Genomic DNA, 12176 nt, shown 5'->3' on the forward strand with positions numbered 1-12176 from the left:
CAAAAAACGAGTCACCTAATTAAACTTGGTGTGACTCGTTTTTCTTATCGTTCTTGTCCAAATGAAAAAATAGCAATCGCACCATACCCCGTATGACTCGCAATTGTTGGTCCCATTCTTAACAACTGTATCGTTTTATCTGTCAATTGCTCAGCAAGAGCATTCTTAACCCACTGTCCTGCCTCTAAATCACCCGCATAGGCAACATAAATAGTTTGTTGATCGCTAGTCACAGCTCCTCTACAGGTTTCATCCACTAATTTTTTTAATGAATGGCGACGACCTCTAACCTTCCCCACATTGATTAACCGTCCTTGATTATCTACGATGATGATTGGCTTAATTTTAATCATACTACCAACTGTCGCAGCAGTTTTTGAAATACGGCCACCTCTCTCCAGATGTTTCAAATCATTAACCGTCACCCAAGAATGTAAGTTCAATAAATTATTCGCTAACCACTCTTTTGCAGCTCTTATATCATGGCCAGCATTTCTCATTTCAATGACTTCATGCACCAATACCCCTTCTCCTAAACAAGCCGCTTTTGTATCAATAATCGTAATCGGTAACTCACCATGCTCTTCATTTAAAGACTCTAATGCCATAACAGCATTACTGTACGAGCCACTTAAAGCAGATGAAAAACACAAATACAATAATGGAACGTCACTACCTATATATTGTGAAAAAATTTCAGTGTAAACACCCATATTTATTTGTGACGTTGATGGCATCTTACCATTTTCCAACTCGTTCATAAACCAGTCGTAATTGAAAGTTTTTCCTAAATCATCAATGTACTCTTTATCATCTAAATTAATAATCATACTAACAAATTTAACATCATTTTCTACAAGATAATCATATGGTAAATCACAGCAAGAATCTGTCATTAAATCAAATTGTCTCTCCATTATATCCCCCTTTTCGTTTTATTATAGCATAGATTAATTAGCTACATTCTTCCAAAATAAAAAAGGGACCTCAGATCCCTTTTTTACTTACCTCACTTAAATCTGTGCCCAGACACTCTCTAATACATTCGTTTGATTGCGATCTGGTCCAACTGAAAAAGTTGAAACTCTCACGCCAACTAATTCAGATACTCGATGAACGTAATTTCTAGCATTTTCAGGCAAATCTGCTAAAGTTTTACATTCTGTTATATCCTCTTCCCATCCAGGAAGCTCTTCAAAAATTGGCTTACAACGAGCAAGTTCTTTCAAACTCGCAGGATAATGATAGATTTCTTTACCATCCAATTCATAAGCCGTGCATATTTTAACTGTTGGCAAGCCACTTAATACATCAATAGAATTCAATGATAAATTAGTAATCCCTGATACTCGTTTAGAGTGACGCATGACCACTGTATCAAACCATCCCACACGGCGAGGTCGTCCTGTCACAGTTCCAAATTCACGGCCGATTTCTCTAATTCTGTCTCCAGTTTCATCAAACAGCTCCGTAGGAAAAGGTCCATCCCCCACACGAGACGTATAAGCTTTACACACACCAACGACTTTATCAATTTTAGATGGTCCCACACCACTTCCGATTGTCACACCACCGGCAACTGGATTAGATGAGGTAACATAAGGATATGTCCCTTGATCAATATCTAGCATTACCCCCTGTGCACCTTCAAAAAGCACGCGTTTACCATTATCCAAAGCATCATTTAAAATAACAGATGTATCCGTAATATAATGTTTTATTTGTTGACCATACTCATAATATTCCTCAAAAATATCATCAAAATTTAAAGGTTCAGCATCATACATTTTGGTAAACACTCTGTTTTTTTCCTCTAAATTAATTCGCAGACGCTCTTCAAACAATTCCTTGTCCAATAAATCAGCCATGCGAATCCCAATTCGAGCCGCTTTATCCATATAAGCTGGTCCAATGCCTTTATTAGTTGTCCCAATTTTGCTATCACCTTTTGATTCTTCTTGCAATGTATCTAGTAGAATGTGGTAAGGTAAAATAACGTGTGCGCGGTCGGAAATACGTAAATTATTTGTATCAACACCTTTATCAGCTAAATATCCCAATTCTCTTACAATAGATTTTGGATTAACTACCACACCATTCCCAATTACACTAATTTTATCTTTATAAAAAATACCTGATGGAATTAATTGCAGCTTATAAGTAACACCATCAAATTTTATCGTGTGTCCCGCATTATCACCGCCTTGATAACGAGCAATAACTTCTGCATTCTCACTTAAAAAGTCTGTAATCTTGCCTTTCCCTTCATCGCCCCACTGTGTACCAACAACTACTACTGATGACATCTGAACACCTCATTCATATTTTTTTGTCCTTGTTTATTCTAACAAGGTAACTCCATTAAATCAAGCAATAGACGAACTTTTTTAACAAAAAACGAATCCCGACAAAGAAAAGACGTATATCCACTTTTTTTTCGATGAAAAATAAATAAAACACGAACATTAAAAATCTGTTCGTGTTGAAAGTGATGAAAACTTATTATATTCTTTAATAAAAAGTAACTCAACTGTTCCTCGTGCACCACTCCGGTTTTTTTCAATAATAACTTCAATTATATTATTATCTTCTTTTTCCTCACCAGAATCTTCCCCTTCTTCATCACGATAATAATCATCACGATAAAGAAACGCTACAATATCTGCATCTTGTTCAATCGAACCAGACTCACGAATATCTGACAATACAGGGCGCTTATCTTGTCGTTGCTCAACACCACGAGATAGCTGAGACAAGGCAATAACAGGAACTTTTAGTTCTTTTGCTAATTTCTTTAATTGACGAGAAATTTCTGATACTTCTTGCTGACGATTTTCTCGACCAGTACCTTCTATTAACTGCAAATAATCAATTAGAATTAATCCGAGATCGCCTCTCTCCTGTGCCAGTTTCCGACATTTTGCTCGAATTTCAGATATTTTTATTCCCGGAGTATCGTCTATATAGATATTAGCTTTAGACAAACTTCCCATCGCCATAATTAAGTTTTGCCACTCTTCTTCATTTAATTGACCTGTCCTTAAATGCGCTGCCTCAATTGTACCCTCAGCACACAGCATCCGATTAACGAGAGAGCTTGCCCCCATTTCCAAACTAAATATAGCCACAGAACGATCCGTCTTAGTTCCTATATTTTGAGCAATATTTAACGCAAATGCTGTTTTCCCTACTGCTGGCCGGGCCGCTAAAATAATCAATTCTTCTGGTTGTAGCCCCGCGGTCATTTTGTCTAACGCGTGGTAGCCGGTTGGGATTCCTGTAATTTCCTCTTCTTGTTGAGACAAGCGATCAATTTCAGCAAATGTTGTATTTAGCACTTCAGAAATCGATAAAAAGCCACTTCTATTTCGCTTTTCTGATACTTCTAAGATCCGACGCTCAGCTTCATCTAAAATGGATTCTACTTCTTCGCCTTGTTCAAATCCTTGGCTAACAATATCAGTCGCTGTTTGAATTAAATTACGAAGCAATGATTTTTGCTCAACAATTTTAGCATAGTGGACAATATTAGCTGCAGTTGGAACTGCTAAAGCCAATTCTGATAAATAAGATAAACCACCTACATCTTCAATTAAATTCTGAGTTTCTAATTGATCCTTAACCGTAATAATATCAATTGCTTCACTACGATTATTCAAATTCAACATTGTTTCAAAAATCAATTGATGACTTCGTCGATAAAAATCTTTCGTCTCAATGTATTCCATCGCCTCAATAATAGACTCTGCATCTAAAAATATCGACCCTAATACAGCTTGTTCCGCTTCAATATTTTGTGGTGGAATTCTATCTTGCATTACTTCATTCATTCACTTGTCTCTCCTATTTCACGCTTAAGCGTAATTCTTACTAACATAATAAAAAAAGGAAAAAGCGAATAAATCTATTCGCTTTACTCTGTTACAACATGTACTCTTAAAACAGCTGTCACTTCATGATGTAGCTTAACAGGAACATTGCTGTAGCCTAATGTTCTAATCGGCTGTGGTAACTCCATTTTTCTTTTATCCAGTTTAATATCATGCTGCTTCTTTAAGGCATCTGCAATTTGTTTTGAAGGAATAGAACCAAACAACCGCCCATCTTCGCCAGCCTTTGCTTTTAATAAAACTTCAAACCCTTCCTTTTCAAGTTTATTTTTCAACTCTTCTGCTTCTGCTTTGATTTCAGCATCTTGCTTTTGCTTAGCTTTCTTTTGAGCATTCAATTCACTAACATTTCCTGTGGTTGCCTCTTTAGCATAACCATTCTTGATCAAAAAGTTTTGCGCATAGCCTGACGCAACTTCTTTAACTTCTCCTTTTTTGCCTTGTCCTTTAACATCTTTAGTAAAAATAACTTTCATAGTTACAACACTCCTCTATATGTTTATTGCCATTACATGTTACGTATTCTGCCACATTACTCTTCTATTCTACCACAATTCAGGCAGAGCTCAAATAAGAATTAGTTCTAGCTATTTCCTAACGAATACAGTTATAATGTTTCACGTGAAACATTATAACTGTATTCGTTAGGAAATAAAAATTTCATACTAAGTACTTTCTAGGACAAAAACTTTATAACTTCATGTATTATCTCTGCCTTAACGATAGCAATAGGTTACTTTTCATTTCTTCTATGTTCACCAACAATAATATCTTATATTAAGTATGTACATTCACCTATTACTATTCAATCACCCTATATAAAAAGACAATGCTAAAACTAGCATTGTCTTTATAATTAATTTTCTTCGCCTACGAATGGAAGTAATCCCATAATACGCGCGCGTTTGATTGCTACTGTCAACGTACGTTGATGCTTAGCACAAGTGCCAGTTACACGACGTGGTAAAATTTTACCTCTTTCAGAAATAAATCTGCTTTTAAGCAATTCTACATCTTTATAGTCAACGTGGTCTACATGATTAGCACAGAAATAACAAACCTTACGTCTTCTTTTTCCGCCTCTTCTTTGTTGAGCCATCATTTTCCCTCCTGTTCAATTTTAGAATGGTAAATCATCATCTGATATGTCGATTTGTGAAGCTGAACCAAATGGATCGGCTGCTGTATCACGACCAAAATCTGGCATATCTTTTTGTTGGGATGATGAAGATTGGTCAAATGATTGATTACTTTGTTGTTGATAACCACCGCCACCTTGGCTTTGCTGGTTGCCACCATAACTTGGCTCTTGTTTTCTCTGCTCATTGGCATTTTTAGATTCTAGCATTTGGAAATTGTCACAAACAACTTCTGTTACATAAACTCTTTGACCTTGTTGGTTTTCGTAGTTACGAGTTTGAATTCTTCCTACAACACCAATTAGAGAACCTTTACGAGTATAATTAGCTAAGGTTTCTGCAGGTTTTCTCCAGATCACACAATTAATGAAATCAGCTTCTCTATCACCACTTTGGTTTGTAAAACTTCTATTTACTGCTAAAGTGAATGTAGCAACTGCTGAGCCACTTGATGTATAACGTAAATCTGGATCCTTTGTCAATCGGCCGACAAGCACAACATTGTTAATCAAATCTTCATCCCCTTTCTCATCTCAATGTTTCACGTGAAACATTTTAGTTCTCTTCTTTGATGATCATATGACGGATAATATCGTCATTGATTTTTGCTAAACGATCAAATTCATTGATACCATCAGCATTTGTTGAAGAAACTTTAATGATATGGTAGATGCCTTCGCGGAAATCTTTGATTTCGTACGCTAAACGACGTTTTTCCCAATCTTTAGATTCTAAAATTTCAGCACCGTTGTCTTTAAGAATTGCATCAAAACGATCAACTAATACTGTTTTAGCTTCTTCATCAATGTTCGGACGAATGATATACATAACTTCATAATTCGTTGTTTGACTCATTGATTGTTCACCTCCTTATGGACTTTGGCTCTATCTCTATATAGAGCAAGGAGAGTTATCTAAAATAGATTACTCACATCTTTATACTATACTATTTTTTGGGAATAAAATCAAGAAAAACTTCATAAGGAATAACTACTATCAATCACAGCGACCGTCTAAACAAGATGTATCTAATTACTAATTTTATAAAAAAACAGACCGAAAAGAATTTTTCATCTTTTCGATCTGTTTTAGCGAGTTCTTGAAATAACTCCTGCAACATTATTCTTCTGTAGAATTCTCAGTCGACTCTGCGTTTGTCACTTCTTCAACTTCTTCTGGTTCTACTTTTGCCATGGTAGAGACACTTGCATCTTCTTCTAAACGAATCAAACGAACACCTTGAGTTGCTCGACCAGTTTGCGATACTGATTCAACACCAAAACGAATAATAACCCCTTTATTCGTAATTAATAAAATATCTTCTTCACCAGTCACAGTAGTTAAACCAGCTAGGGGACCATTTTTAGTCGTAATATTGGCTGTTTTGATTCCTTTACCACCACGCCCTTTGACTGGGTACTCTTCCCAGCTAGTTCGTTTCCCATAACCATTTTCTGTAATAACTAGGACTTCTTTTCCTTCTTCGAGAATATCCATGCCGACAACATAATCATCGTCTCTCAGACGGACGCCACGGACGCCTGTAGCCGTTCTACCCATATCACGAACATCTTTCTCATCGAAGGTTACAGAATAGCCTGAGTGAGTTCCTATGATAATATTCTTCGTACCATCCGTAACAGTCACATTAATTAGTTCATCGTCTTCACGAAGGCCAATAGCAATCAGTCCATTACTACGAATATTGGCAAAAGCTGTTACAGATGTCCGTTTCACAATCCCTTTACGAGTTGTGAAAAACAGATAATGTCCTTCTTCTGCTTGACCGCTCACACTAATAATCGCTTCAATCTTTTCGGAAGAGTCAATTCCTAGTAAATTAATAATCGGAATCCCTTTTGCTGTACGGCCGTATTCAGGAATTTCATACCCCTTGGCTTGATATACCTTACCATTATTAGTAAAGAATAATAAGTTATCGTGGGTTGAACATGAGACTAGATTTTCCACAAAATCATCATCGTGCATTCCCATGCCTTGAACACCACGTCCACCACGTTTTTGGCTTCTGAATTCAGAATTAGGTAGACGTTTGATGTAACCATTATGCGTTAATGTAATAACAATATCTTCCTCTTCAATCAAATCCTCATCTTCTAGACTAAGAACCTCGCCTACTAATAATTCCGTTCGACGAGCATCATTATACCGATCTTTCACTTCTTGCAATTCGGTTTGAATGATGTCAACTATGCGTTGATGATTAGCTAAAATATCGGTTAAATCAGCAATCAATTCTAATAATTCTTGATATTCCTTTTCAATCTTATCTCGTTCCAACCCTGTTAAACGTCGTAACCGCATATCTAAAATAGCTTGGGCTTGACGATCAGATAAACTAAATTGCTCAATTAACGCAGCTTTTGCCACATCATCTGACTGAGAAGCACGAATCACTTTAATAATTTCATCAATATGGTCTAACGCAATACGTAAGCCCTCTAGTATATGAGCTCTTGCCTCGGCTTTTTTCTTATCAAATTCTGTTCGGCGACGAATTACCTCTTCTTGGTGCTTAATGTAATGAGATAAAATAGCTTTCAACCCTAAAATTTTCGGTTCGCCATTAACTATTGCCAACATATTAAAACCAAATGAATTTTGTAACGCAGTCATTTTATATAAATTATTCAAAATAACTGAGGCACTGACATCTCGACGGACTTCAATCACAATTCTCATTCCTTCACGTGACGATTCATCACGTAAATCAGTCATACCTTCAACTCGTTTTTCACGACTCAAATCAGCAATTCTCTCAATTAATTTAGCTTTATTAACCATATAAGGAATTTCTGTTACAATAATACGTTCTTTACCGTTTTTCATTTCTTCAATTTCTACTTTAGAGCGAACGGTAATTGATCCTTTACCCGTTTCATACGCACGACGAATACCTGATTTCCCCATAACTAATCCACCCGTTGGAAAATCGGGTCCTGGTAATACTTCCATTAACTCAGCAGTCGTCACATCAGGATTATCCATCACTAATTTGGTTGCATCAATTACTTCACCTAAATTATGAGGTGGAATATTGGTCGCCATCCCTACCGCAATCCCAGTCGTTCCGTTAACTAATAAGTTTGGAAAACGAGCTGGCAGGACTAATGGCTCTCGCTCAGTCTCATCGTAGTTGTTACCAAAATCAACCGTATCTTTATTGATATCACGCAGCATCTCTAAGGCGATTTTACTCATTCTTGCCTCAGTATAACGCATGGCCGCCGCGCCATCTCCATCTACAGAACCAAAGTTACCATGGCCATCAACTAACATTTGACGGAAGCTAAATGGCTGTGCCATCCGCACCATTGATTCATAAATCGCACTATCTCCATGGGGGTGATACTTACCCATAACATCCCCAACTATTCTAGCGGATTTTTTATGAGGTTTATCTGGTGTTACGCCTAAATCATTCATGCCATACAAGATTCGGCGATGAACAGGTTTCAATCCATCTCTAACATCTGGAAGGGCCCGAGACACGATAACACTCATAGCGTAATCAATAAATGAATCTTCCATTTCACTTGTTAGATTGACATCTTTTACATTTACTTTTACTTCATCTGTCATGAAAGCTTCTCCTTTTTTACAACTCTTTCCACTCGTCTCAGTTGATTGTAACGTGAACCATTAATAAAACATTTCCAGAGACGAGTGACAAACACACAACTGATTGTTTACTATCTCATCAAACAATCCTCTTTTTATATCATTGATTTCAATTAAATATCTAAATTCTTCACATAGCGCGCATTTTCTTCAATGAAATTACGACGTGGTTCAACCTTATCACCCATCAACATTTCAAAAATTTGATCGGCTCTAATCGCATCGTCAACCGTCACACGTAGCATTAAACGGTTGTCAGGGTCCATTGTTGTTTCCCATAGCTGATGATCATCCATCTCCCCAAGCCCTTTGTATCGTTGAACACTTGGTTTCGGCGTTGCAGGTAAACTAGCAATTGTTTTAGCCAACTCTTCTTCTGCATTTTTACCCGGTTGAATATACGTAATATTCTTCCCTTGCTTAATTCCGTAAAGAGGCGGTTGAGCAATATAAACATAGCCAGCCTCCACGACTGGACGCATGAACCGGTAAAATAAGGTTAATAACAAGGTTCTAATATGTGCACCATCAACATCGGCATCGGTCATAATAACTAATTTATGATAACGAGCCTTTGACACATCAAACTCATCTCCAAAACCTGTCCCCATCGCGGTAAATAACGACCGAATTTCTTCATTCGCCAAGATTTTGTCCATTGAAGCTTTCTCAACATTCAAGATTTTTCCTCGAATTGGCAAAATAGCTTGATGTTCACGACTACGACCTTGCTTAGCAGAACCACCAGCTGAGTCTCCTTCGACGATAAATAACTCTGTTTTTTCAGGATCACGACTTGAACAATCTGCTAACTTACCAGGTAAGTTACTGATTTCAAGTGCCCCCTTACGACGAGTAACTTCTCGCGCACGCTTAGCTGCTAAACGCGCCTTAGCTGCTAAAACACCTTTTTCAACTACTTTTTTAGCAACTGTTGGATTCTCCATCAGGAATTTACTGAACGCTTCTGAAAATAGTCGATCCGTAACCGTTCGTACTTCTGAATTTCCAAGTTTGGTTTTTGTCTGACCTTCAAACTGTGGATCTGGGTGTTTGATTGAAATAACTGCCGTGATTCCTTCACGAACATCCTCACCGCTTAAATTTTCTTCATTTTCTTTAATAATTTTTTGTTTACGACCATAATCATTAATAACACGAGTTAGAGCCGTTCTAAAACCAAATTCATGAGTTCCACCCTCATAAGTATGAATGTTGTTAGCAAAACTCAATAAATTAGTATGATACCCATCTGTATACTGAATGGCAACTTCCACTGTAATTTCTTGTTGCTCTCCTTCTGTATAGATAGGATCATCAAACAAGACCGTTTTAGTCGCATTTAAATGCTCAACATAGCTTTTAATTCCGCCATCATAATGATAATCACGTATTTGTGGTTTCTCTGCGCGTTTATCTTCAATAGTTAACTTCAAACCACGATTTAAAAAGGCTAATTCACGGACACGTGTCGCTAGTTTTTCATAATCAAATTCTACCGTCTCTGTAAAAATTTCAGGATCAGGAACAAAATGAATCGTGGTTCCATGACGATCAGTCTCTCCAATAACTTTTAAATCATCAACAATTTTCCCTTGATGAAACTCTTGATAATGGATTTTTCCATCCGTGTAAACTTTAACTTCCAATTTAGTTGACAAAGCATTTACAACAGATGATCCAACACCATGCAAACCACCAGACACTTTATAACCACCGCCGCCAAATTTACCACCGGCATGCAAGACTGTTAAAACTGTTTCAACAGCTGGGCGACCTGTTTTTTCCTGAATCCCAACAGGAATTCCCCGACCATTGTCGATGACTGTAATGCTTCCATCAGCTTCAATAATGACATTAATTTCCGTACAATAACCAGCTAACGCCTCATCAATGGAATTATCAACAATTTCCCAAACTAAATGATGTAAGCCTTGTCCACTTGTTGATCCGATATACATTCCTGGACGTTTTCTAACGGCCTCTAAGCCCTCTAATACTTGAATTTGACTGGCATCATACTCTTTAGCTTTATCATCCAGTTCATTAATTTTTTCTTCTGCCACGTTTATTCACTCTTCCTCTCTACCCTGCCATTCTCCACCATAAAAATATCTGGCTGACTCATTAGACGATCACTTAAATGCTTCAGTGTTGTCGTTGTAACGAAGGTTTGAACTTTCCCTTCGATAGTCTTTAATAAATGTATCTGACGTTCATCATCTAATTCACTCATAACGTCATCCAAGAGTAACAGGGGGTATTCCCCAATTTCATCATGAATCAATTCAATTTCAGCCAACTTTAAACTTAATGCTGTCGTTCTTTGTTGACCTTGTGAGCCATAAGTTTGAACATTTTTATCATCAATATAAAACACTAGATCATCTCGATGAGGACCTATTGCAGTATTTTGCTTAAAAATATCACGTTTTTGATTCTTTTTTAATTCTGCAAAAAAGATATCGCGAATAACCTCTCGATTTTGGTCAGCTGTCACAGACAAACTAGCTTGATAATCAATTTTTAACAATTCACGACCATCAGTAATTCCTCTATGGATCTCTTGAGACCAGCCTTCAAGTTTTTGGATAAACTGATATCGCAATAGCAGCACATGGCTACCTGATTCAGCTAATTGCTCAGAAAGCACATCCAGATAGGTTTCATCGGCATTTTTTTGTTCATTCATTTGCTTTAAATATTTATTTCGTTGTTTTAATACCTTTTGGTAAGTCGTTAAATGATACAAATAAACAGAATCGATCTGGCCTAACTCCATATCAATAAATCGCCGTCTCACTTGAGGAGCCCCTTTGATTAAATATAAATCCTCTGGAGCGAATAAGACGACGTTTAATTCACCGATATAATCACTTAATCTTTTTTGTTCGATATGATTAAGCTTCGTTTTTTTTCCCTTAGTTGAAATAGCCATTTCTAACTGTAAGTGCTGGTTTCTTTTTTCTATATTGCCAACAATCCGCGCAACATCAGCTCCCCAATGAATAAATTCTTTTTCATTATTAGTTCGATGACTGCGAGTCATAGCTAATACATAGATACTTTCCAACAAATTAGTTTTCCCTTGAGCATTTTCTCCTAGAAAAACATTCAGGGATTTAGGAAATTCTAATGCCAAATCTTCATAATTACGATAATTCTTTAACAAGAGTTTATTCAGTTTCATGAGGAGCTTCTCCAATAGTTTCGGTCATTTTTTCCATAAAAAAAGTACCTGTATCAGGTATCTCAATCATCATGCCTGAATATAATTTTCGACCTCGGCGATTTTCAACTTCACCATCAACAAATACCACATGCTCGCTTAAATACCATTTTGCCATTCCACCGCTATCTATTACAGCAATCTCTTTAAGGAATTGCCCCAATCTAATAAACTCAGCATTCAATTTAAATGTTTCTTTCAACTTTTCACCTTCTTATGACACAATATCTATCTATATTATACTCTTTTTTACCTTAAAAAACAAATTTTCCTATG

11 protein-coding genes are annotated in these 12176 nt (G+C 36.8%); all 11 read right to left on the bottom strand.

All coding sequences use genetic code 11. The features are described from left to right. Positions 1–44: 44 nt before the first annotated feature. The 11 genes from AC5KOD_RS12440 to yaaA all read right to left on the bottom strand — a co-directional run bounded on the left by AC5KOD_RS12440 (position 45) and on the right by yaaA (position 12102). Positions 45–917: a DegV family protein gene (locus AC5KOD_RS12440; RefSeq protein WP_496914894.1), complete on the bottom strand. Its 873-nt coding sequence runs from the start codon at positions 915–917 to the stop codon at positions 45–47. A 96-nt stretch (positions 918–1013) separates the two neighbouring features. Continuing rightward, entirely contained in the window at positions 1014–2306 is a 1293-nt protein-coding gene (locus AC5KOD_RS12445; protein ID WP_496914895.1) for an adenylosuccinate synthase, read from the bottom strand. A gap of 159 nt (positions 2307–2465) precedes the next feature. Then, complete coding sequence (dnaB, locus tag AC5KOD_RS12450) at positions 2466–3830, bottom strand: replicative DNA helicase (RefSeq protein ID WP_496914896.1); 1365 nt, start codon at positions 3828–3830, stop codon at positions 2466–2468. Positions 3831–3913: 83 nt separating this feature from the next. Beyond that, entirely contained in the window at positions 3914–4366 is a 453-nt protein-coding gene (gene rplI, locus AC5KOD_RS12455) for a 50S ribosomal protein L9 (RefSeq protein ID WP_496914897.1), read from the bottom strand. A 380-nt stretch (positions 4367–4746) separates the two neighbouring features. Next, positions 4747–4989 carry a 30S ribosomal protein S18 gene (gene rpsR, locus AC5KOD_RS12460; protein WP_496914898.1) on the bottom strand — a complete coding sequence of 81 codons (243 nt, stop codon included), beginning with the start codon at positions 4987–4989 and terminating at the stop codon, positions 4747–4749. Positions 4990–5010: 21 nt separating this feature from the next. Next, on the bottom strand, positions 5011–5541 hold the full coding sequence (ssb, locus tag AC5KOD_RS12465; protein ID WP_496914899.1) for a single-stranded DNA-binding protein: 531 nt from the start codon (positions 5539–5541) through the stop codon (positions 5011–5013). A gap of 43 nt (positions 5542–5584) precedes the next feature. After that, a complete protein-coding gene (gene rpsF / locus AC5KOD_RS12470) occupies positions 5585–5884 on the bottom strand; it encodes a 30S ribosomal protein S6 (protein WP_496914900.1) in 300 nt (99 codons plus the stop codon). Between the two features lie 264 nt (positions 5885–6148). Continuing rightward, positions 6149–8632 carry a DNA gyrase subunit A gene (gene gyrA, locus AC5KOD_RS12475; RefSeq protein WP_496914901.1) on the bottom strand — a complete coding sequence of 828 codons (2484 nt, stop codon included), beginning with the start codon at positions 8630–8632 and terminating at the stop codon, positions 6149–6151. Positions 8633–8784: 152 nt separating this feature from the next. After that, a complete protein-coding gene (gyrB, locus tag AC5KOD_RS12480; protein ID WP_496914902.1) occupies positions 8785–10737 on the bottom strand; it encodes a DNA topoisomerase (ATP-hydrolyzing) subunit B in 1953 nt (650 codons plus the stop codon). 2 nt (positions 10738–10739) lie between these two features. Next, entirely contained in the window at positions 10740–11861 is a 1122-nt protein-coding gene (gene recF / locus AC5KOD_RS12485) for a DNA replication/repair protein RecF (RefSeq protein WP_496914903.1), read from the bottom strand. Further along, entirely contained in the window at positions 11848–12102 is a 255-nt protein-coding gene (gene yaaA, locus AC5KOD_RS12490) for a S4 domain-containing protein YaaA (RefSeq protein ID WP_496914904.1), read from the bottom strand. The genes recF and yaaA overlap by 14 nt, the downstream gene beginning before the upstream one ends. Positions 12103–12176: the final 74 nt, after the last annotated feature.

This window comes from Vagococcus sp. WN80Y, assembly GCF_059621045.1.

Excerpts from the sequence above, each read along its gene's own strand:
- AC5KOD_RS12440 (WP_496914894.1), bottom strand. The coding sequence starts at position 917 with ATGGAGAGACAATTTGATTTAATGACAGATTCTTGCTGTGATTTACCA.
- rplI (WP_496914897.1), bottom strand. The coding sequence starts at position 4,366 with ATGAAAGTTATTTTTACTAAAGATGTTAAAGGACAAGGCAAAAAAGGA.
- rpsR (WP_496914898.1), bottom strand. The coding sequence starts at position 4,989 with ATGGCTCAACAAAGAAGAGGCGGAAAAAGAAGACGTAAGGTTTGTTAT.
- rpsF (WP_496914900.1), bottom strand. The coding sequence starts at position 5,884 with ATGAGTCAAACAACGAATTATGAAGTTATGTATATCATTCGTCCGAAC.
- dnaB (WP_496914896.1), bottom strand. The coding sequence starts at position 3,830 with ATGAATGAAGTAATGCAAGATAGAATTCCACCACAAAATATTGAAGCG.
- recF (WP_496914903.1), bottom strand. The coding sequence starts at position 11,861 with ATGAAACTGAATAAACTCTTGTTAAAGAATTATCGTAATTATGAAGAT.
- gyrA (WP_496914901.1), bottom strand. The coding sequence starts at position 8,632 with ATGACAGATGAAGTAAAAGTAAATGTAAAAGATGTCAATCTAACAAGT.
- AC5KOD_RS12445 (WP_496914895.1), bottom strand. The coding sequence starts at position 2,306 with ATGTCATCAGTAGTAGTTGTTGGTACACAGTGGGGCGATGAAGGGAAA.